The 23,027-nt window shown below is 64.0% G+C and carries 17 protein-coding genes and 1 pseudogene; 6 read left to right on the top strand and 12 right to left on the bottom strand.

Annotated elements, in window-relative coordinates; all coding sequences use genetic code 11:
* Positions 1-125: 125 nt before the first annotated feature.
* From BM279_RS13545 to chvE, 7 genes are all read right to left on the bottom strand, one after another.
* Positions 126-1,013, bottom strand: a complete 888-nt coding sequence (locus BM279_RS13545) for an SMP-30/gluconolactonase/LRE family protein (RefSeq protein ID WP_093504448.1) — start codon at positions 1,011-1,013, stop codon at positions 126-128.
* A gap of 2 nt (positions 1,014-1,015) precedes the next feature.
* Positions 1,016-1,921 carry a 2-dehydro-3-deoxygalactonokinase gene (locus BM279_RS13540; protein ID WP_093504446.1) on the bottom strand — a complete coding sequence of 302 codons (906 nt, stop codon included), beginning with the start codon at positions 1,919-1,921 and terminating at the stop codon, positions 1,016-1,018.
* Between the two features lie 19 nt (positions 1,922-1,940).
* Complete coding sequence (araD, locus tag BM279_RS13535; RefSeq protein WP_093504444.1) at positions 1,941-3,686, bottom strand: L-arabinonate dehydratase; 1,746 nt, start codon at positions 3,684-3,686, stop codon at positions 1,941-1,943.
* Entirely contained in the window at positions 3,683-4,465 is a 783-nt protein-coding gene (locus tag BM279_RS13530; protein ID WP_093504442.1) for an SDR family NAD(P)-dependent oxidoreductase, read from the bottom strand. Before BM279_RS13530 ends, araD begins: the two co-directional genes overlap by 4 nt.
* A gap of 80 nt (positions 4,466-4,545) precedes the next feature.
* A complete protein-coding gene (mmsB, locus tag BM279_RS13525; RefSeq protein WP_093504439.1) occupies positions 4,546-5,757 on the bottom strand; it encodes a multiple monosaccharide ABC transporter permease in 1,212 nt (403 codons plus the stop codon).
* 14 nt (positions 5,758-5,771) lie between these two features.
* Entirely contained in the window at positions 5,772-7,298 is a 1,527-nt protein-coding gene (mmsA, locus tag BM279_RS13520) for a multiple monosaccharide ABC transporter ATP-binding protein (RefSeq protein ID WP_093504437.1), read from the bottom strand.
* Positions 7,299-7,403: 105 nt separating this feature from the next.
* The gene (gene chvE, locus BM279_RS13515) at positions 7,404-8,468 is read right to left on the bottom strand and encodes a multiple monosaccharide ABC transporter substrate-binding protein (protein ID WP_027905527.1); all 1,065 of its coding nucleotides are present in this window, start codon (positions 8,466-8,468) and stop codon (positions 7,404-7,406) included.
* 226 nt (positions 8,469-8,694) lie between these two features.
* Between chvE and BM279_RS13510 the strand changes: the two genes are divergently transcribed.
* The gene (locus BM279_RS13510; RefSeq protein ID WP_093504435.1) at positions 8,695-9,630 is read left to right on the top strand and encodes a LysR family transcriptional regulator; all 936 of its coding nucleotides are present in this window, start codon (positions 8,695-8,697) and stop codon (positions 9,628-9,630) included.
* A gap of 310 nt (positions 9,631-9,940) precedes the next feature.
* Here BM279_RS13510 and BM279_RS13505 read toward each other — a convergent pair whose 3' ends face one another.
* A complete protein-coding gene (locus BM279_RS13505) occupies positions 9,941-10,852 on the bottom strand; it encodes a LysR family transcriptional regulator (protein WP_093504433.1) in 912 nt (303 codons plus the stop codon).
* Between the two features lie 105 nt (positions 10,853-10,957).
* Between BM279_RS13505 and BM279_RS13500 the strand changes: the two genes are divergently transcribed.
* Positions 10,958-11,953: an aldo/keto reductase gene (locus BM279_RS13500; RefSeq protein WP_093504431.1), complete on the top strand. Its 996-nt coding sequence runs from the start codon at positions 10,958-10,960 to the stop codon at positions 11,951-11,953.
* A gap of 49 nt (positions 11,954-12,002) precedes the next feature.
* Here the strand turns inward: BM279_RS13500 and tpx are convergent, their stop codons facing one another.
* From tpx to BM279_RS13485, 3 genes and pseudogenes are all read right to left on the bottom strand, one after another.
* Complete coding sequence (gene tpx, locus BM279_RS13495; RefSeq protein WP_093504429.1) at positions 12,003-12,503, bottom strand: thiol peroxidase; 501 nt, start codon at positions 12,501-12,503, stop codon at positions 12,003-12,005.
* Between the two features lie 109 nt (positions 12,504-12,612).
* Positions 12,613-16,284 (bottom strand): annotated as a pseudogene (locus BM279_RS13490) (translocation/assembly module TamB domain-containing protein).
* Positions 16,281-17,975 (bottom strand): autotransporter assembly complex protein TamA, encoded by a 1,695-nt coding sequence (locus tag BM279_RS13485; protein WP_093504427.1) that lies wholly within the window; start codon positions 17,973-17,975, stop codon positions 16,281-16,283. Before BM279_RS13485 ends, BM279_RS13490 begins: the two are co-directional and overlap by 4 nt.
* A gap of 176 nt (positions 17,976-18,151) precedes the next feature.
* On the opposite strand from BM279_RS13485, the gene xthA reads away from it, so the two are divergent.
* The 4 genes from xthA to BM279_RS13465 all read left to right on the top strand — a co-directional run bounded on the left by xthA (position 18,152) and on the right by BM279_RS13465 (position 21,760).
* A complete protein-coding gene (xthA, locus tag BM279_RS13480) occupies positions 18,152-18,964 on the top strand; it encodes an exodeoxyribonuclease III (RefSeq protein ID WP_093504425.1) in 813 nt (270 codons plus the stop codon).
* A gap of 76 nt (positions 18,965-19,040) precedes the next feature.
* The gene (locus tag BM279_RS13475) at positions 19,041-20,420 is read left to right on the top strand and encodes a phosphate ABC transporter substrate-binding/OmpA family protein (protein ID WP_093504423.1); all 1,380 of its coding nucleotides are present in this window, start codon (positions 19,041-19,043) and stop codon (positions 20,418-20,420) included.
* 156 nt (positions 20,421-20,576) lie between these two features.
* Positions 20,577-21,569: a TerC family protein gene (locus tag BM279_RS13470; protein WP_093504421.1), complete on the top strand. Its 993-nt coding sequence runs from the start codon at positions 20,577-20,579 to the stop codon at positions 21,567-21,569.
* Positions 21,566-21,760, top strand: coding sequence for a hypothetical protein (locus BM279_RS13465; RefSeq protein ID WP_143103592.1), 195 nt, complete (start codon positions 21,566-21,568; stop codon positions 21,758-21,760). Before BM279_RS13470 ends, BM279_RS13465 begins: the two co-directional genes overlap by 4 nt.
* A 4-nt stretch (positions 21,761-21,764) precedes the next feature.
* Here BM279_RS13465 and BM279_RS13460 read toward each other — a convergent pair whose 3' ends face one another.
* Positions 21,765-22,976, bottom strand: coding sequence for an acyl-CoA dehydrogenase (locus BM279_RS13460; RefSeq protein ID WP_093504419.1), 1,212 nt, complete (start codon positions 22,974-22,976; stop codon positions 21,765-21,767).
* Positions 22,977-23,027 lie beyond the last annotated feature (51 nt).

Here is a 23,027-nt window from a genome sequence, read left to right as displayed (position 1 = left end):
TATTTACCTTCACACCTGAATTTAAGTGATAAATGCATTACTCAGCGGCCCATAACCCCTCTGTTTCGGGCTCGTCAGGCATTACGGATATGTTGCCTGGTGTTGCCTGAAAAGGCGGCCTGCGCTTACAGCACGACCTGATGTTCGGCCTGCCCCTGAACCGGCACATCGACGGCGAACAACTTGCCAGCGTGGGGTTCGGCGGCGAGTTGGTCGTCTTCCATGCCTTCGCGCGCGGACGTGGCGAACAGGGTCGACAGATCCGGCCCCGCGAATGCCGGGCAGGAGATCTGCGAGGCGGGAAAGGCCACAGCCTGCAGGAACTGACCGTTGCTGTCGTAACAGGCGACCCGCGAGGCGCCCCACTGGGCGTTCCACAGCCGGCCCAAGGCATCTACCACCGCGCCATCAGGGTTTAGGCCTGCCACGCGGCCATCGATGAACAGCTGTGGCTCACCGCTCGGCCAGCCATGCTGTTCGTCCAGCGCCTGGCGCCAGATGCGCTGGCGTTCAGTATCGGCGAAATAGCCGAAACGCCGGTCCGGCGAGAAACAGATGGCGTTGCTGATGGTGATATCGGCGAACAGCTGGCGCAGCTCGCCGCGGTAATAACGATAGATGGCGCCAGCCTGGGGCTGGGCTTCGAGGCCCATGGTGCCTATCCAGAAACCACCCCAGGGGTCGGCGCGGCCATCATTGGAGCGGGTCAGCGGGTTGTCCGCTTCCAAGGCGCAGATCCGCTCGCGGGCACCGCTGCGCAGATCGAAGATCGACAGCGCCGTTTCGCTGGCCATCAGCAGGCGATCGCTGTCGATCCAGCCGGCGGCCGACGCCCTCTCGCCGAGCGCCCATTCCAGCGGCTGCCCATCCTGCTGGCTAAGCAGACGCTTGCCGAGGATATCGAACCAGAACAGCTGCTCGCGCCGCGGATGCCAGAGCACGCCCTCGCCCAGGGTGCAGACCCGGGAATCGGCGATACGGGTGGTGTTGCTGCCGGGGGGGGGCGCAGCCATGTCTAGATGCCTCCTCGAATGTGCTGGTGGGCGGCCGCCAAGCCAGCCAGGGTGACCTGTTCGGCGCCCAGGGTGCGGGCGCTGATGCCTTGGGCCGCCAGGGCGTGACGATAGCGCTCGGCTGCCTCGCCATCACCGATTACACAGACCGGCAGGCCCTGCCAGTGTTCAGGCAATCCCGACAGTTCCTGACCGATCAGCAAACCGGACAGGCGCGAGCGCGCCGCGGCCGGGGCCAGCCCTTCGAGCAGGCTTTCGGCACGCAGGCCGAATAGCGCGCCGAGCAGCGGGCGTTCGGTCGCGGCATGCAGCCCCGCATCGAAAGCCGAACGATCCAAAGGATGATTGCCCTGCATGCCGTGGCGCAGCACCGATTGGCCGCTGAGCAGCGCGAACAGCTCGCCGGTCATGAAGGTCTGGAAGCTCAGCACCTTGCCACCCCGCACCTCGGCCCATTTGCTGTGGGTGCCGGGAAGGCAGACCAGCCCGTGATAATCCGGCCACTCGACCAGCAGACCAGCGATCTGGGTTTCCTCGCCGCGCAGCACATCGGCCGGCGCACGCTGGCACAGCCCGGGGATGATCGACACGCGAATGCGCCCATCGTGCACCTCAGGGCTGATCATTCGCGCCATGGACTGGGGCGCACAGGGCACCTCGGCATAGGGCGCCTCACGCCAGCCCTGGCGGGCGCCGACCATGCCGCAGGCGACCACCTCGGTGACGCGGTCGACCGGCAGCCAGCCGTCGATCAGCTCGAGCAGCGCACCTTCGAACTGATCCACTGCCAGACTGCCCATGCCCCGCGCCGACGCAGCGTGCTGCAGCACCTCACCGTCAGCCGACAGCGCCCAGGCGCGCAATTGCGTGGTGCCCCAGTCGACGGCGATCCAGCTGACCTCGCTCATGTGCGCCGCCCTCTCCTGCTCAATGGCTGTCTTTGGGAATGCCGGCGCCACGGCAGCCCTTGAGGAAGTCGAAGTCCGCGCCGCTGTCGGCGCCCTCCACGTGATCGTGGAACAGCTTGATGTAGCCACTGGTTGGTGCCTCGACGGTGGGCTTCCACTCGGCCAGGCGCTGGCGCAGTTCTTCATCGGTGATATCCAGATGGATGCGTCGGGCGTCTACGTCGAGTTCGATCATGTCGCCATCGCGCACCACCGCCAACGGGCCGCCGGCCGCCGCTTCCGGCGTGGTGTGCAGCACCACGGTGCCGTAGGCCGTGCCGGACATGCGTGCATCGGAAATGCGCACCATGTCGGTGATGCCCTTGCGCAGCACCTTGGGCGGCAGGCCCATGTTGCCCACTTCAGCCATGCCCGGATAACCGCGCGGGCCACAGTTCTTCAGCACCATCACGCAGTTTTCGTCGATATCCAGGCTCTCGTCGTTGATCTTCGCCTTGTAGTCGTCGATGTCTTCGAACACTACGGCGCGGCCACGGTGCTGCATCAGGTGCGGCGAAGCCGCCGAGGGCTTGAGAACCGCGCCACGGGGCGCCAGGTTGCCGCGCAGCACGGCGATGCCGCCCTTGGCGGTAAGCGCCTTGTCCACCGGGCGGATGACATCCTCGTTCCAGTTGCGAACGCCCTTGACCTCTTCCCAGATGGTTTCGCCGGACACGGTCAGTGCGCTCTTGTGCAGCTTGCCGCCCTCGCCGAGCATGCGGATCACCACCGGCAGGCCGCCGGCGTAGAAGAACTCTTCCATCAGGTATTTGCCCGAGGGCATCAGGTTGACGATGGTTGGAATGTCCTGACCGAGACGGTCCCAGTCATCCAGAGTCAGATCGACGCCGACGCGACCGGCGATGGCCAAGAGGTGGATCACCGCGTTGGTCGAGCCGCCGATGCTGCCGTTGACGCGGATGGCGTTCTCGAAGGCCTGGCGGGTCATGATGTCGGACGGTTTCAGGTCGTCCTTGACCATCTGCACGATGCGCCGCCCGGTCAGGTGCGCGACCACCCGGCGGCGGCTGTCCACCGCCGGAATCGCTGCGTTGCCGGACAGCGCCATGCCCAGCGCTTCGGCCATGCTGGCCATGGTGCTGGCGGTGCCCATGGTGTTGCACGAGCCCGGCGAGCGGGACATCGACTGCTCGGCCTCGAGGAAGTCCTCGCGGCTCATCTTGCCGGCCTTGATGTCTTCGGACATCTGCCACAGCGCGGTACCCGAGCCAACCCGCTCGCCACGGAACCAGCCGTTGAGCATCGGCCCCCCGGACACCACGATGGCCGGAATATCGACGCTGGCGGCGCCCATCAGCAGTGCCGGCGTGGTCTTGTCGCAACCGGCCAGCAGCACCACGCCGTCCAGCGGGTTGGCGCGTAGTGCCTCCTCGACGTCCATCGCCGCCATGTTGCGGTACATCATCGCGGTCGGTCGCAGCGAGCTCTCGCCAGCCGAGAACACCGGGAACTCCAGCGGCAGGCCGCCGGCTTCATAAATACCGTGTTTGACCCGCTCGGCCAGATCACGCAGGTGCGCGTTGCACGGCGTGAGCTGCGACCAGGTGTTGCAGATGCCGATCACCGGGCGGCCGTCGAACAGGTCGGCCGGCAGGCCCTGGTTCTTCATCCAGCTGCGGTGATAGATGTGGTCACGCGAGTCGCCGCCGAACCATTCGGTAGAACGCAGTTTGCGCGGCCAGACTGCCGGTTTGAAGGTACTCATACCCAACCCCCATCAACGATGAAGTTCTGTGCGGTGCACATCGCTGCCGCATCGGATGCCAGGAACAGCGCCATGTCGGCGATATGCTCGGGGAGCAACTGGCCGGGCATGCACTGGTTCTGGCGAATCTGCTCCTTGGCCGTTTCGTCGACCCACATGGCCAACTGCTTGTCGGTCATCACCCAGCCAGGAACCAGGGTGTTAACGCGAATCCGCTCCTTGCCCAGCTCCCGCGCCAGGCCACGGGTCAGGCCGTGGGTGGCGGCCTTGCTCGCTGCGTATACCGGGTAGCCGGCCGAGGCCATCATCCAGCCCACCGAGCCGAAGTTGATGATCGCGCCGCCGCCAGCCTGGCGCATCATCGGCACCACAGCCTGAGTGGCGAAGGTGGCGTGACGCAGGTTCACGGCGATCAGCTCGTCGAAGCGCTCGACGCTGATCGAATCCAGGGCGTGGCGCACGTCATTGGCTGCGTTGTTGAGCAGCGCGGTGATCGGCCCGAACTGCTCAGCCACCTTGTGGATGGCCGCCTGATAGGCCTTCACATCGGTGATGTCGCAGCGCAGGAACAGCACCTGGTGGCCTGCTTCTGTCAGCTCACTGGCCAGGGCCTTGCCATGCTTGTCGTCGATATCGACGAAGGCGGTACGCGCACCCTGCCTGGCGAACGCGGTGACCAGTGCGCGGCCGATGCCGGTGGCGCCACCGGAAATCAGCACGGTGCGCCCAGCCAGGTCGGCGTACACCGCTTTGCCTGATGGTTGATTGTGGCTATTCATGGCCTGTTACCTCGTGTTCATCCCGCGGCGCCCGGCTTTGCCGGGCGCCCGCGGTACTGCGGAAATAGGTGGGTGGCGCCTCAGCGCGATTTGCTCTTGTTGACCACGTCGAAGATCACCGCGGCCAGCAGCACCAGGCCCTTGATCACCTGTTGCCATTCGATGCCGATGCCGAGGATCGACATGCCGTTGTTCATCACGCCCATGATCAGGGCGCCGATCACTGCGCCGATGATCTTGCCGACACCACCGGACATCGAAGCTCCGCCGATGAACACCGCGGCGATCACGTCCAGCTCGAACGACACGCCAGCCTTGGGCGTGGCGGTGTTGAGGCGCGCGGCGAAGATCAGCCCGGCCAGGGCGGCGAGCATGCCCATGTTGACGAAGGCCAGGAAGGTCAGGCGCTCGGTGTTGATGCCCGACAGCTTGGCCGCCTTGACGTTGCCGCCGATGGCGTAGATGCGTCGGCCCAGCGTGGTGCGGTTGGTCAGGAAGGTGTAGGCGCTGATCAGCATGGCCATGATGATCAGCACGTTCGGCAGGCCGCGATAGGTGGCCAAGAGATACGCGATATAGACGATGGCGCCGGCGATCAGCAGGTTCTTGGCGATGAAGAACACGCCGGGCTCGTCGACGATGCCGTAGCGCTTGGCACGTCGACGGCCACGTACCGCCAGGTAGATGATCAGCGCGGCAGCGAACACACCGAGCACCAGAGCTGTGACGTTCGGGCGCTTGACGCCGAAGATGTCCGGAATGAAGCCGTTGCTCATCAGCTGGAAGCTGCTGGAGAACGGGCCGATCGATTGGCCGTCGAGTACAGCCAGGGTCAGGCCGCGAAACACCAGCATGCCGGCGAGCGTCACAATGAACGAGGGGATTTGCCAATAGGCGATCCAGTACCCCTGAGCTGCGCCGATCAGACAGCCCATCAACAGGCACACCGGCACCACCAGCGAGGTGGACCAGCCCCACTGCACCATCATCACCGCCGCGGCGGCGCCGACGAAGCCGACCACCGAGCCGACCGACAGGTCGATATGCCCCGAGACGATCACCAGCAGCATGCCCAGGGCCATGATGATGATGTAGCTGTTCTGCAGCAGCAGGTTGGTGAGGTTGACCGGGCGCATCAGCGTGCCGTCGGTGAGCACCTCGAACAGCGCCATGATGACCACCAGGGTCAGCAGCATGCCGTAGTCGCGGATGTGGCTCTTCATGTGGCCCAGCAGCGAGGGGCGCGCCGGCTGGGCCTGCTGGGTTTGTGCGGTTTGGTTGTTGTTATCCATTGGGTTGTCCTCGCTCACGCCTTGACGATCATCGACATGATCTTTTCCTGGCTCGCCTCTTCACGTGCCAGTTCGCCCAGGAAGGCGCCTTCGTTCATTACGTAGATGCGGTCGCACATGCCCAGCAGTTCAGGCATCTCCGACGAGATGATGATCACGCCCTTGCCATCGGCGGCGAGCTGGTTGATCAAGCTGTAGATCTCGAACTTGGCACCCACGTCGATGCCGCGGGTGGGCTCGTCGAGAATCAGCACCTCGGGCTTGGCGAACAGCCATTTGCTGAGCACCACCTTCTGCTGGTTGCCGCCCGACAGGTTGAGCACCTTCTGGAATACCCCCGGCGTGCGGATGTGCATGGCCTCGCGGTACTGCTCGGCGACCCGGCGCTCCTCGTGCTCGTCGATCACCCCGTGCTTCGACACGCCTGGCAGGTTGGCCAGGGTGGTGTTGCACTGGATGCTCTCGTCGAGCACCAGGCCCAGGGCCTTGCGGTCTTCGGTGACGTAGGCGATGCCGTTGTCCACCGCGCGGCGCACGGTCGACACGTCGATCGGCTGGCCGCGCAGGTGTACGGAGCCGGAGATGTTGCGCCCGTAGCTCTTGCCGAACACGCTCATCGCCAGCTCGGTGCGCCCTGCCCCCATCAACCCGGCGATGCCGACCACTTCGCCAGCGGCCACGCGCAGGTTGACGTTGCGGATCATCTGCCGGGACGCCGACTCGGGGTGCCAGACGTTCCAGTCGCGAATCTCCAACAGGGTTTCGCCGATCCGCGGCGTGCGCTCCGGGTAGCGGTTCTCCATGTCGCGGCCGACCATGCCGCGAATGATGGTTTCTTCACTGACCGCTTCGGTATGGCAATCCATGCTGCTCACCGAGGCGCCGTCGCGCAGCACCGTGATGCTGTCGGCGACGCGGCTGACTTCGTTGAGCTTGTGGGAAATCAGAATCGAGGAAATCCCCTGGGCGCGAAACTCCAGCAGCAGGTCGAGCAGCTTCTGGCTGTCGTTTTCCTGCAGCGCCGCGGTGGGCTCATCGAGAATCAGGAGTTTGACGTCCTTGGCCAGCGCCTTGGCGATTTCCACCAGTTGCTGCTTGCCGACACCAAGCTTCTCCACCGGCGTGGTGGCGACCTCGTCGAGGCCGACTTTCTTGAGCAGCGTTTCGGTGCGCCGGTACACCTCGGGCCAGTCGATCACGCCATTACTGGCGATCTCGTTACCGAGAAACAGGTTCTCGGCGATCGACAGCAGCGGCACCAGCGCCAGCTCCTGGTGGATGATGATGATGCCTTCACGCTCGCTGTCGCGAATGCCGGTGAAGGCCAGCGGCTTGCCTTCGTAGACGATCTCGCCTTCGTAGCTGCCGTGGGGATACACGCCGCTGAGCACCTTCATCAGGGTCGACTTGCCGGCGCCGTTCTCGCCGCACAGGGCGTGAATTTCGCCGCGTCGCACCTTCAGATTGACGTTGTTGAGCGCTTTCACGCCGGGGAACGTCTTGGTGATGCCGCGCATTTCCAGAATGATGTCTTGCTGCATGGCTTTATCCATCCGCAAGGCACGCGCCAGCCGCAGCGAGCGCGCCATGCTCAGGTAAACAAGGAGGTGAAAGGCCGGCAGCGACGAGGCTGCCGGCAGAGCGGCTTACTGGATCTGGTTCTTGGTGTAGTAACCGCTGTCGATCAACACCTTTTCCCAGTTGCTCTTGTCGACCGTGACCGGCTGCAGCAGGTAGGCCGGAACGACCTTCTTGCCGTTGTCGTAGGTCTTGGTGTCGTTGATCTGCGGCTCGCTGCCTTCGAGCAGCGCCTTGACCATGCCGACGGTCACTTCGGCCAGCTGGCGAGTGTCCTTGAAGATCGACGAATACTGCTCGCCGGCGAGGATCGATTTCACCGACGGCACCTCCGAATCCTGACCGGTGACGATCGGCATCGGCATGTCGCCCGAGCCATAACCAACGCCTTTCAGGGACGACAGCACGCCAATGGAGATGCCGTCATAGGGCGACAGCACGCCATCGAGGCGCTCCTTGGTGTAGTTGGCGGACAGCAGGTTATCCATGCGTGCCTGGGCGGTAGCGCCGTCCCAACGCAGGGTGCCGACCTTGCCCATGCCGGTCTGGCCGGAAAGGATCTTGATCTCGCCCTTGTCGATCAGCGGCTGCAGCACCGACATGGCGCCGTTGTAGAAGAAGTAGGCGTTGTTGTCGTCCGGCGAGCCACCGAACAGCTCGACGTTGTACGGACCCTTGCCGCGCGCCTGCATGCCCTTGACCAGGGATTCGGCCTGCAGCACGCCAACCTTGGTGTTGTCGAAGGTCGCATAGTAGTCGACGTATTCGCTGTCACGGATCAGGCGGTCATAGGCGATCACCTTGATGCCGGCAGCGTCGGCGTTTTCCAAGGCGTTGGTCAGGGTGGTGCCATCGATGGCAGCGATGACCAGGACGTTGACGCCCTTGACCATCATGTTCTCGATCTGCGAGACCTGGGTGGGAATGTCGTCTTCGGCGTACTGCAGGTCGGCCTTGTAGCCGGCTTTCTCCAGCTGCTTGACCATGTTGTTGCCGTCGTCGATCCAGCGCGCGGACGACTTGGTCGGCATCGCGATACCCACGAAGCCCTTTTCGGCAGCGCCAACCGATGCAGCGCTGACCAGAGTGGCGCCCATGGCCATGGCGGCCACGAGTTTACGGATGGTGTTCATTCAGCTTCTCCTGGCGACGCCTGGCGCGCTCAGGGACGCGCGACATCGCGATTTATTGTTGTTGGGGCAACGAAGAGCTCAAAGCAGAGCTGACGATAGAAGCACACCGCATATCAGGCAAATTCATATTTCGCTCAACTGCATACCAAAATTGTTATGCAGCTGATCGACAGTATCTGCGCTCGGGCGCACACTCGCTCCCACAACGACAACAACGAGCACCACCATGGATATCGGAATTGCCCGCCATCTGAAGATCCCGCAACTGCGGCTGATCGCCGCGATCGCCGAGCACGGCCAGCTCGGCCTGGCCGCCGACGAGCTGACCGTCACCCAGCCAGCGGCGTCGCGCATGCTCGCCGACATCGAACACACCCTTGGCGCGCGGCTGTTCGAGCGCCACGCCAAGGGCATGGTGCCAACGCTGATCGGCCGAGCCCTGGCACGTCGTGCACACAACATGCTGGTGGAGCTGCGCGACCTGGCCCAGGATGTTGAAGAGCTCAAACGCGGTGAAGGCGGCATGACCACGGTCGGCGCGGTGACCGGTGCAGCGGTGGGTTTCGTGATCCCGGCGATTCGCCAGCTCAAGGCCATCTCGCCGCGCGCCGACGTGCACGTCAACGTCGCCGCCAGTGACGAGCTGGTGCATGACCTGGCCAGCGGCAAGAACGATTTCGTGCTGGCCCGCCTGCCCCGCGGCGTCAACCCGACGGATTTCGAGATCTACCCGGCGCGCACCGAAACCCTCAAGCTGATCGTGCGCCAGGATCACCCGCTGGCCAACGTCGACCAGGTGACGCTGCGCGACCTGTCGCCCTACGAATGGGTCATGCAGAGCCACCGCGCGCCGATCCGCGAGGCGATGGAAACCGCCTTTCTCAGCGCCGGCGCCCCGCTGCCGACCAACATCACCAACACCACTTCGCTCCTGGCGATGATTGCCATCCTGGTGTCGTCATCGGCCATCGCGCCGCTGGCCAGCGAAGTGCCGGACCTGCTGCTCGGCGATCAGGTCGGCGCCAAACTCAAGGTGCTGCCGCTGAACATGACTATCGAGATGTCGCCCTACTACCTGCTGCTGGTCAAAGGTCGCGAGCTGTCGCCGGTGGCCAACCGTCTGCGCCGGCTGGTCACTGCCGCGCTGAACAAGGCGCATTGAGCTAGGGTCTGTTGCCGTTTCAACGCGAGCCGCGTTGTCGCGAGAAATCTCGCCAGGCCGGGCGGCGATCCGCTAGGCGGAGGACGCAGGGAATGGACTAGCCGTCCGCGTTTTCCCTTGCCAAGTCCTCCAACGACGCATGGCGAGATTTCCCGCACAACCCTTAGGGCCGGGCCCGTTTTGTCGCGATGCGGCGTTTCTCGCCGGCTCATTTAGCTAGCTAAACTTCGCGGCTCGTGCCTTGCCTCGCGACAAAACGGGCTCCGGCGCAGCCGTGCGTGAAACGGCAACAGACCCTAGGCAGCTTGCCCTATTGGCGATGCAGATCGGCCTGCCCGAACAGCTCGACCAGCCAATCGACGAACACCCGCACCCGCCGCGACAGCTGGCGATGCGGTGGGTACAGAGCCGCCAACTCAATCGGCGCGGGCATGTACTCGGGCAGCACCTCGAGCAGCGTGCCGGCGCGCAATTGCTCGCGCACGTGGTACAGCGGCGCTTGGATGATGCCCATACCAGCCTCACAGGCGGCCACGTAGCCTTCCGAGCTGCTGATCGCCATATAGCCGGGCATCTGCAGTTCCCGACGCTCGCCGGCCACCATGAAATCGAAGGGAAAATGCCGGCCAGTCAGCGGCGACACATAGTTGACCGCCTGATGCTTACTTAACAGTTCGTCCAAGTCCCGCGGCAAGCCATGCCGCTCGATATAGGCGCTGCTTGCACAGGTAACCTGCGGCAACCGCGCCAGCGGCCGAGCGACCAGGCTGACATCATGCACAGCACCGGCGCGCACCACGCAGTCGATGCCCTCACGGACCAGATCGACCGGCCTGTCACTTGCGCCAATCTGCAGCTCGATACGCGGGTAGCGCGCAAAGAACGCGGGTAACGAAGGTATCACCACGCGGTGGCTGATCGAGGCCGGCAGATCAACGCACAAACGACCTTGCGGGTTGGCGCGGGCATCGGAGAACAGCGACTCGGCGTCGTCAATATCCGCCAGCACGGCCAGGCAGCGCTCGTAGTAGGCGCTGCCATCGAGCGTAGGGCTGACATGTCGGGTGGTACGCTGCAGCAGTTGCGCGCCCAGGTGCTTCTCAAGCTGTTTGATCAGTTGCGTCACCGAAGCCCGGGGTAGCCCCAGGCTGTCGGCCGCCTTGCCAAAACCGCCGAGTTCGACGATGCGCGTGAAAACCTGCATGGCAAGCAAGCGATCCATAACTGATTATTTTCCAAAACCGAATAGTGCATGCATTTTTAGCCAGTTTATCTGCAAACCTGCAACAACCAAACTCTTGGCTCCACTCATTTACAGGAGCTGAAGATGAAAACCCGCCAACTGGGCCACAACGGCCCTCAGGTTTCAGCCATTGGTCTGGGCTGCATGGGCATGAGCGACTTCTACACGGCCGACCGTGACGACCGTGAGTCCATCGCCACCATTCACCATGCCCTCGAGCGCGGCCTGAACTTCCTCGACACCGCCGATATGTACGGCCCGCACACCAACGAACAGCTACTGGGCCGCGCCCTGGCCGGCCGTCGCCAGCAGGCCTTCGTGGCCAGCAAGTTCGGCATCCTTCGCGACGCCAAAGACCCGCACAAGCGTGGCGTCAGCGGTCATCCCGATTATGTGCGCCAATCCATCGAGGGCAGCCTGAAACGCCTGGGCACGGATTATCTGGATCTGTACTACCAGCATCGCATCGATCCCGCTGTCCCCATCGAAGAGACTGTCGGTGCGCTTGCCGAGCTGGTCGCTCAAGGCAAAATCCGCCATATCGGCCTCAGCGAAGTGGCACCGGCCACCCTGCGTCGCGCCCACGCGGTACACCCCATCACAGCAGTACAAACCGAGTATTCGCTGTGGACCCGCGACCCCGAAGAAAACGGCGTGCTGGCAACCTGCCGGGAACTGGGCATCGCCTTCGTGCCTTACAGTCCACTTGGCCGAGGCTTCTTGACCGGTGCGCTGCAGAGCCCTGACGATTTTGAGGCCGATGATTTCCGTCGCCACAATCCGCGCTTTCAGGGCGAGAACTTCGCCAGAAACCTGCAACTGGTTGCCAAGGTGCAGAGCATGGCTGCCGACAAGGGCATCAGCGCTGCACAACTGGCGCTCGCCTGGGTATTGGCTAAGGACGAGGACATTGTGCCGATCCCCGGCACCAAGCGCCGCCGCTATCTGGATGAAAATCTGGCGGCGCTGGAGATCGAGTTGAGCATGAATGAGGTGGCGGCGCTGGACGATATCTTTCCTGCTAAGGCCGTCGCCGGTGAACGCTACACGCCAGGGTCAATGCAGACGCTGAACCTCTGAAACGAAAACGGCCTGCGCAAGGCAGGCCGTTTCGGGTAACGCGGTTGGCTTACTTCAGCGCAGCCAGGGCCGCGTCATAGTTTGGCTCGTCAGCGATTTCGCCGACCAGCTCACTGTGCAGCACCTTGTCGTTCTCATCGAGCACCACCACGGCGCGGGCTGCCACGCCAGCCAGCGGGCCGGAGCTCAGGGCTACGCCGTAGTCCTTGAGGAACTCGGCGCCGCGCATGGTCGACAGATTCTGGACGTTTTCCAGGCCTTCGGCACCGCAGAAGCGCGCCTGGGCGAACGGCAGGTCGGCCGAGATGCACAGCACCGCGGTGTTCTCCAGCTTGCCGGCCTCGGCGTTGAACTTGCGTACCGAGGTGGCGCAGGTCGGAGTGTCGACGCTTGGAAAAATGTTCAGCACTTTGCGCTTGCCCGCCAGGCTGCTCAGGCTGACGTCAGCCAGGCCAGCGCCAACCAGGGTGAATGCCGGCGCTTGCTGACCGACTTGCGGCAACTGGCCAGCGACTTCAACCGGGTTACCGCGCAGGGTTACTTGTGCCATGAAACGATCCTTCTCTTGATGGTTGGAAACACGCAGGAGCGGTCATCCTACGCCAGTAACAGCGGCCCGCAAACGCTTATCTTGGCGCCGTGAGCCGCCGGCTACCGGCCTAGAAATCGCGCTTGTAGAACAGGTCAAGAGAGCTGGCCAGGCCGCTGGCAGCCTCCAGATACAGGCGTCGCGTCAGCGCGTAACGCAGCGCCACGGTGTTGACCGGCTCGAATACGCCGACGCCGTAACGCAGGCTCAAGCGCTCGGACAAGTTGCCACTGGCCACCACGCTGGTGCTGCGGCCGCTGCCGTCGGTGTCCAGTTGGAAGTCCTGAATGCCCAGGCTCTCGGCGACCGAGCCGGTGACCCCGGAACTGCCGGCCACGCCGAGAGCCAATGCCGCCTGGGCAAGCATGTTGTTGTCCTCGCTGCCGCTCGACAGCGGGCGCCCTAGTACCAGATAGGACAGCGCCTGTTCCTGGCTCATGGCCGGCTCGGAGAACACCTCGGTGCGTGGCTGATCGGCGCTGCCGGTCAGGCGCAGCCCGGCCACTACGTCGTCGACCTTGCGAATCGCTTCAATATCCAGGAACGGCTGGTCGATCGGCCCAGCGAACAGCAGACGCGCACGTCGGATGGTCAGGCGCTGACCGTAGCCGCGGAAGTTGCCCTTGTTGAGGTTCAGCTCGCCGCGGGTATCGAGGTCATCGCCGATGTGCACCTGTCCAGCCAGCTCAGCGTTGAGTCCGAAACCGCTGAAGGTCAGCTTGTCACTGCCGACGTCCACGTCGATGTCCATACTGATCGCCACCGGCTGCTTTTCCCGAGGGTCTTCGCCGACGATCACCGCATCGTCGGAGACCTTTACGGTGGACGGTGGCAACTCGCGCACCACGATCTTGCCGCGGGGAATCGATACTTTACCGCTGACCGACAGCTGATCATCGGCCAGACGCACCTGCATGTCCGGTGCCATCTCCAGATTCGCGTACGGCTCGACGTTGACCGGCAGGCTGCTGCCCTTGACGTTCAGGTTGCCATTCAGCGGGCCACTCCAGGCCAGCGCGCCGTCCAGCGTGCCCTGCCCCTTGTTGCCACTGCGCCAGCCGCCGTTGAGCTGCAGGCTTTCGCCAGCGATCAGCACGCGCACCTGCAGGTCCTCGAAGCTGGTCGGCAACTCTCCGCCGGACACTTCACCGTCGCTGAGCGCCAGCTGGCCGTTGACCAGGGGTTTGAGCAGATCGCCGGACAGCGTGCCGCTGCCGTTCAGTTGACCGGTCAGGCGCTCGACCATGGGCACGAACGGCCGCGCGATCGCCAGATCGAGGCCGCTCAAGCGGAACTGGCCGGACAGCGGTTTGTTGTCCGGCCGCGGGTCGAGCTGCGCCTGCACCGACAGCTCGCCGATGCGCGGACCACGCAGGCTCAGCTCGCTGTCGATACGCTGGGGCCGCAGTTCGCTGCTCAGGCGCAGGCTGTCGTAGCTGAAATCCACCCACTGATCCTGATCGCGCACGCGCCAGATGCCACTGCCGGCATCCACCACCACGCGGCCATTGGGGCCGGCAGACGGCAGGTCGAGGTGCACGTCGGCATCCAGCGTGCCCTGCCAGGCGAAGTCCTTCGGGAACCAGGGCGACAGGCTGTCGAGCGGGAAGTCGGCCAGACGATAGCGGATCTTGGGTTCCGGCTGCAGGCGCTGATTCTCCCCGCACAGGCTGGCCGCGCCGGAGCGCAGACAGTGGGCGCCCAGGTCGATTTCGCCGCTGGCCAGGCGCACCAGTGAGGCAGGTGCCTGCAGACGCCAGTCCTGGCCACCGGCCTGGATCTCGACGCGGCTCAGACGACCGCGCCAGTCGCCTTTATCCAGGGTGCCATCCAGCGCCAGACTGGTTTGCAGTTGTGGCCCCTGCAGGCTCAGGTCCATCTGCTGCTGACGCTGATTGCCGGCGCCGTTGACCGTCAGGTTGCCAAACTGGCTGTCGCCGCTGGCGATGCCCTGCCCGCGCAATTGCAGTTTGGCCTGGCCGTTGCCATCCAGGGTGGCGTCCACACCCAGCTGCCTCAGGCGGGTTTGCTCGAAGGCCAGTGATTGGCCGTTCAAGGTGAAGGTGCCTTGTGGCGCTTGCAGGCTGCCGGCCAGATCCAGGCGACCATTAGCCTGGCCTTGCAGCCCGGGCCACAACTGGCCGAGGCGGTTGAGGGCGATGCGCAGCTGGCCCTGCAGGCGCTGATCCAGCTGGCCGCTGCCGTCGATGCGGTTATCGCCCAGGCGCAGGCTGAGCGTGCTCACATCCCAGCGCTCGCCAGCACCGGCCACCTGGGTTTGCAGTTGCGCCGGCCGGCCCCGCAGGCGGCCTTGCAGGTCCAGATCGCCGGTCAGCTCCAGGCGCCCGTCGAGCAACTGGCCCTTGCTGCGAATCGGCCCGGCGATACGCCCTGGCAGCTCGGCGACCCAGTAGGCCGGGTCGAAGTCGCTGACCTGCAATTGCGCATCCCAACGCACCGCCTCGGCGAAACCGACGGTGAGCTGGCCATCGATCTTGCCCTGACCGGCGCGCACCTGCAGTTGCGGCAGATGGATCTGCTGCAGGTCGCCGCTCAATGGCGTCTGCACTTCAAAGGCGCCGGCCGGGCCATCCAGCGCCGCGGACAGGTTGCCCAGGTAATTGCCATTGTCGTAGGCCAGATCACCGGTCAACTTTTTCAGCGTCACGGGCGGCGCTTCGCCCATGGGATAGAGGCGCTGCCAGGGGAAGTTCTCCCAGTCGATATGGGTATCGGCGCTGAAGCCGTCCTGTCAGTCGAGGCGTCCGTTGACGGCCAAGCGCTCGCCGGGGCCGGCTGACAGGCTGAGATTCTCGATATCCGCACCCTTGGCATCGACGCGGCCGTCCAGCGACAGCGCCACCACGGCACCATCGGCGGGCAGCAAGCCGATACCGTGAACCTGGTAGCCGTCCTGCAGGTTGCCACCAGCCCGCAGCGCCACACCATTGAGGCGCAGAGTCTCGGGCAACGATTCGACGGCCTTAAAACCATCGACCCTCAACGAGAGCCGCGCCGGAATATGCTCGGCCAGCGGTTGCACCTCGCCGCTCAGGCGGCCCGCCAGATAACCGGAGCTATCCACGAACAGCGCCAGGCCCTGAATTAGCTCACCCTCGATCTCTAGCGCCAGGTTCCAGGGCTCGTCACCGGGTGCCGGCAGCACAGCGCTGCCCTTGAGCTTCAGCGGCCATTCACCGCTGGGTTGCACATAGCCGTGCAGGTCGACGACCAGCTCGTCGCGCTGCACATGCAAGCGACTGATGTTCAGCCCTTCGCTGGCCCAGTCCGCGGCGAGTTCGAGGCCTTGCAGCTGATCGGCGCCATTGAGCTGCAGGCTGCCGAGCCACACCTCGCCGAGCTCGAGCGCCAGTGGCAGGTTCAGCTGCGGCAGGCTGAAAGGCTCGTCGCTTGGCGGCGCCTCGCTGGGCGCGAAACTCAGCTCGATGCGTTCGCTGCGCAGCGTGTCGATGCACAGCGTCAGGCGCAGCAGGCATGACGGCGACCAGTCGAATTGCGCCTGGTGGACCAGTACCTGATCGTCGCCCTGCTGCCAGTGCACTTGCTCGGCCGTCCAGTGACCGCCCAGGCGCCCCTCGAATCCGTCGACCACAAGCCCCGGCACCAGGCCCAGCGTAAAGCGGCTGCCGGCGGCTGTGCCCAGCACCCAAATCAGCAGCAACACGAGCAGCGCCAGCAGTCCGGCCAGACTCAAGCCGGTGTATTTCAGCGCACCCCTCACAGTTCCGGCCCCATGGAAAAGTGCAGGCGCACGCCGCCTTCGTCATCCAGCGGATGGGCCAGATCCAGGCGCAGCGGCCCGACCGGCGACACCCAGCGCACGCCGATACCCACGGCGCTCTTCAACGATGGCATCTGCAGGGAATTGAAGGCGTTACCAGTGTCGTAGAAGGTCGCCACGCGCCACTTGTCGAGGATGCTGTACTGATACTCGGCGCTGGCCGCGACCATATAGCGCCCGCCGATGCGATCGCCATCATTGTTCTCCGGCGACAGGCTCTGATAGTCATAGCCGCGCACGCTCTGATCGCCACCAGCGAAGAAACGCAGCGACGGCGGCACCGAGGAGTTGAAGCCCTTGGATTCGGTGCCGCCGAATTGTGCGCGAGCGAGAAAGCGGTGGTTCTGCCAGAGCGTGGTCAGGCCCTTGACCAGCACGTTGCCGTGCACCACATCGGAATCGGAGAGCAGCCCTTCCTTGGCAACCGAGGCATCAAACTGCAGGCGATAGCCGTTGTTGGGGTCGATGCGGCTGTCGCTGTGCAGGTACGAATAACTGATACCCGGCATCAACAACGTACTTAGGCCCGAGTCGTCGCCGAGGCGGTATTCTTCGCGCTGCCATTTCAGGGAAATCACCCGCTGCCAGCCACTGTCGAGCTTGCTGTGCCACTCCGGGCCGACGGTCAGCAGACGGCTGAGGCTGTCGGTGTTGGCCAGTTCTTCATACTGATAACCGCCGGCCAGACGCAGCTTGTCGGTCATCGGCGGATTACCGGGAATGTCGTACCACAGGCCGACATTCTGCCGCGGCGCCGACAGCTCCATTTCCGCGCCATAACTGTGGCCCTGCGGGTTGGCCCAGTGGCGCTCCCACTGGATGCGACCGCGCGGGCCAACGTCGGTGGAAAAACCCAGGCCCAGCCCCATGGTGCGCGGCAGGCGGGTCTGCAGATGGACCTTGACCGGTATCACCTGCTGCTCGGCCACCGTGGGGCTGGCATCGACACGCACCGACTCGAAGTAACCGCTGGAGCGCAGCGCCTCATACAGCTCGGCGATCCGCTCGGAGTCATAGGGCGTGTCCGCCGGGAACGGCACCATGCGCTGCAGCAGCTCGTCATCGAAGGGCATGTCGCCGTCGAAGCTGACCTGGCCCAGGGTGTAGCGCGGGCCGCTGTCGTAGACCAGCTCGATATCGGCCACACCGGCCTGGGGGTTGATGCGCAGGCTTTGCTGCGTGAAGCGCCCGCGGAAGAAACCGTAGCGCGACGCCATGTTCTGAATATGCCGTTTGGCGGCCTCGTAGCGGCCGTGATTGAGCCGCGCACCCGATGTGAGCTGAGCGTCCTTGGGTAACTGGAAGGCGCGCATTTGCGAAGCGGGGCCGTCGATACGCACGGTGACGTTGCCCAGGCGTACCGGCTCGCCGGGCACGATACGTACGTTGAGGCGCGGCGGCGTTTGCTCGATGACTTCGGTGCTGATCTGCGCCTGGTAATAGCCGAGCGCCTGGGCGGCTTTTTCGGCCTGGCCTTCGACCACACGGCGCAGGCGTTGCAGGGCTTCGGCGTCACGCTCGCCAAGGTTGCCGATATAACCTTCGACGTTGCTCTTCAGGGCATTGTTGGCCGGCTGCACGCTGACCACCAGGCGAGCATCCTCGGCGAGCAACGTGGCACTGAACAGCATGAGCGCGCATCCCGCGCCGAGGGTCGAAAGTACTCTCATGACGGCGATGCTATCACGGCAAACGCTCTATTCCAGTGCATGTACGTATCGAAACGATTTCCCGCTGCGCTGGCCGTGCGGCGATGCGATCAGCTAGCATCGCTGTTTTACTGCCAGCTACGCTCAGGATCGCCGACATGAAACTCGTTTCCTTCAACATCAATGGCTTGCGCGCCCGCCCGCATCAACTCGCGGCACTGATCGAGAAGCACCAGCCGGATGTGATCGGCCTGCAGGAAACCAAGGTCAGCGACGACCAGTTCCCCGAGGCGGAGATTCGCGCCCTGGGATACCACGTGCACTACCACGGCCAGAAAGGCCATTACGGCGTCGCGCTGCTGTCGCGCCAGGCGCCGCTCGACATCACCAAGGGCTTTCCGGACGACGGTGAGGACTCCCAGCGCCGCTTCATCTATGGCACCTATGCCGACGCCAACGGCAACCCTGTGACCGTCATGAACGGCTACTTTCCCCAGGGCGAAAGCCGCGACCACCCAACCAAGTTTCCCGCTAAGCAGCGTTTCTACGCTGACCTGCAGGCACTCCTGAGCAACCGCTTCGCCCACGACCAGCCGCTGATCGTCATGGGCGACATCAATATCTCCCCCGAGGATTGCGACATCGGTATCGGCGAGGTGAACCGCAAGCGCTGGCTGAAGACCGGTAAATGCAGCTTCCTGCCCGAAGAGCGCGAGTGGCTGGCGACCCTGAAGAACTGGGGCCTGGTCGACAGCTTCCGTCAGCTGCACCCCGAGGTGGATGACCGTTTCAGCTGGTTCGACTACCGCAGCCGAGGCTTCGAAGACGAGCCCAAGCGCGGTCTGCGCATCGACGTGATCCTCGCCTCGCGCGCCCTGCAGGATCGCCTCAAGGACGCGGGTATCGACTACGAACTGCGCGGCATGGAAAAGCCCTCGGACCACGCGCCAATCTGGCTGCAGCTGGGCTGACCCACCGTCATCTTGTAGTCATTTTTCTGTCTTATCGTCGCAGCACTTCCGCCATCCCTTGCAAGGTGATTGCCGCATGCTGCGCGCCTCAACCCGTTGTGACCGTGAAACCTGGAGCCGCACGGCGACCTTTCTGCTGCTCGGTTTCGTCTTCTACCTGAGCCCCTGGACGGCATTCGCCGCCCTGCCCGTTCCGGCTGGCGATCAGCCCGTGCTACGCATCCAGGGCTCCAACACCATTGGCGCCAAGCTCGGCCCGGCGCTGGTCAGGGGCCTGTTGCAGGAGCAAGGTTTCAATGACATACGCACCAGCGCTACCCAGGAAAACGAGCAGACGGTCAGCGCGCTGAACGCGGCCGGTCGCAAGGTCAGCGTGACCATCGCCGCCCACGGCTCGGGCACCGGCTTCACTGCGCTCAGCCAGGGCAGCGCCGAGCTGGCGGCCTCCTCACGGCCGATCAAGGACAGCGAAAGTGCCAGCCTGGCTTCGCTGGGCAACATGCAGAGCCGTGAGGCCGAGCAGGTGATCGCAATCGACGGCCTGGCCATCGTGCTACACCCAAGCAACCCCATAAGCGCCTTGAGTACCCTGCAACTGGCGCAAATCTTTTCCGGCGAGATCAGCGACTGGGCACAACTGGGCGGCCGCTCCGGCGCCATCGACCTGTATGCCCGTGACGACAATTCCGGCACTTTCGACACCTTCAAGGAACTGGTGCTGAGCGCCAACGGCAAGCAGCTTTCGGCCGAGGCCAAGCGCTTCGAGTCCAGCGAACAGCTGTCCGACTCGGTGGCGAGCGATGTCAACGGCATCGGCTTTATCGGCCTGCCCTATGTGCGCAGGGCCAAGGCGGTGGCTATCGCTGCCGGCGACTCGCAGCCGATGGCGCCCAGCGTGACGTTGATCGCCACCGAGGATTACCCGCTGTCGCGCCGCCTGTTCCTGTACGCGGCGCCCAAGCGCAGCAATCCCTGGGCCGAGGCCCTGCTCAAGTTCGCGCAAAGCCCACGCGGGCAAGCCATCGTCGCCCAGAACGGCTTCATCGCCCAGAGCGTTGAAGCCGTGAAAATTGCCGCCACCGCGGACATGCCGCCGGCCTACCAGGAACTGACCCGCAACGCCCAGCGTCTGTCGGTCAACTTCCGCTTCCAGGAAGGCAGCGCCAGCCTGGACAACAAGGCGCAGCAGGACCTGCACCGCGTGCTCGACTATCTGCGCGAGCACGACAAGCTTCAGAGCAAGGTGGTGCTGGTCGGCTTTGGCGACCCCAAGGCCCTGCCCGCGCGGGCCGAGCTGCTCTCCAAATTGCGCGCCATGGCGGTACGCCGCGAGCTGGTTCGCGAAGGCGTGGTGATGCGCGAGGTCACCGGCCTGGGTGACGAGCTGCCGGTTGCCGACAACGAGGGCGACAGCGGCAGGCTGAAGAATCGCCGCGTGGAAGTCTGGGTCTACTGACCCGTTTTGAGGCGCGGCCGAAAACTTGCTCGGACGCGTGATCCGGCCTAGCCTTTCAAGCAAGTGACGCCGGGCCCCTCTGGCGATGAGTCGCCCTCATCGTGATGTCGGAGTCACCAAGTTGAATCTCAACTTAGGCATCGACAGGGAGGGCCCATGACAGCTCTACATGCCTTTATGCTCACGCCGTTTCTCGACACCCCGTATTACTTCTGGCTGGCCTTCGTGGTCATCGTCATCGCCCTGCTGGTCTTCGACCTGGGCGTGCTGCACCGTGAACAACACGAAATCGAAATGCGCGAGAGCCTGCTGCTCTACTCGGGCTATTTCAGCGTGGGCGTGGCCTTTGGCGGCTGGGTCTGGTGGCAGCTTGGCGCCACCAAGGCGCTGGAGTTCTACACGGGCTTTCTGGTCGAACAGTCGCTGTCGATGGACAACGTGTTCGTCATGGCGATGATCCTCGGCTTCTTCGGCATCCCCCGCAAATACCAGCACCGCGTGCTGTTCTGGGGCATCCTCGGCGTGGTGGTGCTGCGGGCGATCATGATCGGCCTGGGAACCGCTCTGGTGCAGCAGTTCGACTGGATCCTCTATGTGTTCGGCGCCTTTCTGCTGTTTACCGGCATCAAGATGCTGTTCAGCAAGGACCACGACGAGCATCCGGATCTGTCGCAAAACAAGCTGCTGATCTTCCTGCGCAAGCACATCCGTGTCACCGACGACCTGCATGGCGGCAAATTTCTGGTGCGACAGAAGGATCCCGTCAGCGGCAAGATGCTGATGTTCGCCACGCCGCTACTGCTCGCTCTGGTGCTCATCGAGCTGGCGGATTTGGTGTTCGCGGTGGACAGCGTGCCGGCGGTGTTCGCCATCACCCAGGATCCGTTCATCGTCTACACCTCGAACATCTTCGCCATCCTCGGCCTGCGCGCACTGTATTTCGCCCTGGCCGCACTGATGCACCGTTTCGTTTATCTGAAGTACGCGCTGGCAATCGTGCTGATGTTCATCGGCTGCAAGATTTTCCTGCACGGTTTCATCAAGGTTCCCGCTTTGCTCTCGCTCGGCGTTACCATGGGCGTGCTGTTCGGTGGCGTCATCCTGTCGCTGCTGAAAACCCGCGACAAGAAGCCTGCCGAGACGACGTGAACGAAAGAGACGTGCAGCTTGAGCGACTGGAAAAGCCGGACGGCGTGCGCTGGTGCGTGCGCCTGGGCAAGCGCACGCTGATGTTCGACGATGAAGGCGCCGCCCGCGCCGTCGCGGCGCAGCTGCACATGCGCCTGAACGGCGAGCGACTGAGCCTGGTGCCCGACGCCGGCAAGGAGCCGGGCAGCTAGCCCCTCAGGCTTTGTGCAGATACTTGCCCAGCTCGTACTTGCCAATGGCCGCACGGTGCACCTCATCCGGGCCGTCGGCTAGGCGCAGGGTACGCTGCATGGCGTACCAGTAGGCCAGCGGAAAATCACCACTGACCCCTGCCCCGCCATGGATCTGAATGGCGCGGTCGATCACCTTCAACGCCACATTCGGCGCCACCACCTTGATCTGCGCAATCTCGCTGGCCGCCACCTTGTTGCCGACGGTATCCATCATGTACGCCGCGTTGAGCGTGAGCAGGCGCGCCATATTGATCTCCATGCGCGACTCGGCGATCAGGTCGATATTGCCGCCCAGGCGCGCTAGCGGCTTGCCGAACGCCGTGCGTTCGAGGGCGCGCTCGCACATCAGTTTCAGCGCCCGTTCCGCCATGCCGATGGAACGCATGCAATGGTGAATGCGGCCTGGGCCAAGGCGGCCCTGGGCGATTTCGAAGCCGCGGCCCTCACCGAGCAGCACGTTGCTGTACGGCACGCGCACGTCCTCGAACAGCACTTCGGCGTGACCGTGGGGAGCATCGTCATAACCGAACACCGGCAGCGGGCGCAGCACCTTCACGCCGGGCGTGTCCATGGGCACCAGAATCATCGAATGCTGCTGGTGGCGTGGGCCATCCGGATTGCTGAGGCCCATGAAGATCATGATCTTGCAACGTGGGTCGCAAGCGCCCGAGGTCCACCACTTGCGGCCATTGATCACCCATTGATCGCCATCACGAACGGCCGTGGCCTGCATGTTGGTGGCGTCCGACGAAGCAACGCCCGGCTCGGTCATGGCGAAGGCCGAACGAATCTCGCCGCTGAGCAGCGGCTCGAGCCATTGGCGCTTGTGCGCTTCGCTGCCGTAGCGCACCAGCACTTCCATGTTGCCGGTATCGGGCGCTGCGCAGTTGAACGGCTCGGCTCCGATCAGCGAGCTGCCCATGATCTCTGCCAGCGGCGCGTATTCGGTATTGGTCAGCCCCGCGCCCAGCTCGGAATCAGGCAGGAACAGGTTCCACAGCCCCTCGCCCCTGGCGCGATCCTTGAGCTGCTCCATGATCGCAGTCGGCTGCCAGCGATCACCTTCGGCAACCTGACGCTCGAACTCGGCCTCGGCCGGATAGACATGATTCTGCATAAACGCGGTAACGCGCTCGCGCAGTTGCTGAACCTTGGGGGAATAGGCGAAATCCACGGCACACCTCGACTGCATTTCTGTGTGCCACGGATCCTAGTGGACGGCGGG

Origin of the sequence: Phytopseudomonas straminea (assembly GCF_900112645.1) — a bacterium.
Lineage (GTDB): Bacteria > Pseudomonadota > Gammaproteobacteria > Pseudomonadales > Pseudomonadaceae > Aquipseudomonas > Aquipseudomonas straminea.
Note: the sequence above shows the minus strand (reverse complement) of the source record. Positions and strands in the feature narration are given on the sequence as shown.

What these genes read in the sequence shown, in the direction of transcription:
- araD (WP_093504444.1), bottom strand. Translation starts at nt 3,686, where the DNA reads ATGAGTACCTTCAAACCGGCAGTCTGGCCGCGCAAACTGCGTTCTACC.
- chvE (WP_027905527.1), bottom strand. Translation starts at nt 8,468, where the DNA reads ATGAACACCATCCGTAAACTCGTGGCCGCCATGGCCATGGGCGCCACT.
- BM279_RS13485 (WP_093504427.1), bottom strand. Translation starts at nt 17,975, where the DNA reads ATGCTGTTCAGTGCCACGTTGCTCGCCGAGGATGCTCGCCTGGTGGTC.
- BM279_RS13530 (WP_093504442.1), bottom strand. Translation starts at nt 4,465, where the DNA reads ATGAATAGCCACAATCAACCATCAGGCAAAGCGGTGTACGCCGACCTG.
- BM279_RS13500 (WP_093504431.1), top strand. Translation starts at nt 10,958, where the DNA reads ATGAAAACCCGCCAACTGGGCCACAACGGCCCTCAGGTTTCAGCCATT.
- BM279_RS13505 (WP_093504433.1), bottom strand. Translation starts at nt 10,852, where the DNA reads ATGGATCGCTTGCTTGCCATGCAGGTTTTCACGCGCATCGTCGAACTC.
- BM279_RS13475 (WP_093504423.1), top strand. Translation starts at nt 19,041, where the DNA reads ATGCTGCGCGCCTCAACCCGTTGTGACCGTGAAACCTGGAGCCGCACG.
- BM279_RS13545 (WP_093504448.1), bottom strand. Translation starts at nt 1,013, where the DNA reads ATGGCTGCGCCCCCCCCCGGCAGCAACACCACCCGTATCGCCGATTCC.
- tpx (WP_093504429.1), bottom strand. Translation starts at nt 12,503, where the DNA reads ATGGCACAAGTAACCCTGCGCGGTAACCCGGTTGAAGTCGCTGGCCAG.
- BM279_RS13470 (WP_093504421.1), top strand. Translation starts at nt 20,577, where the DNA reads ATGACAGCTCTACATGCCTTTATGCTCACGCCGTTTCTCGACACCCCG.
- BM279_RS13510 (WP_093504435.1), top strand. Translation starts at nt 8,695, where the DNA reads ATGGATATCGGAATTGCCCGCCATCTGAAGATCCCGCAACTGCGGCTG.
- xthA (WP_093504425.1), top strand. Translation starts at nt 18,152, where the DNA reads ATGAAACTCGTTTCCTTCAACATCAATGGCTTGCGCGCCCGCCCGCAT.
- mmsA (WP_093504437.1), bottom strand. Translation starts at nt 7,298, where the DNA reads ATGCAGCAAGACATCATTCTGGAAATGCGCGGCATCACCAAGACGTTC.
- BM279_RS13540 (WP_093504446.1), bottom strand. Translation starts at nt 1,921, where the DNA reads ATGAGCGAGGTCAGCTGGATCGCCGTCGACTGGGGCACCACGCAATTG.
- mmsB (WP_093504439.1), bottom strand. Translation starts at nt 5,757, where the DNA reads ATGGATAACAACAACCAAACCGCACAAACCCAGCAGGCCCAGCCGGCG.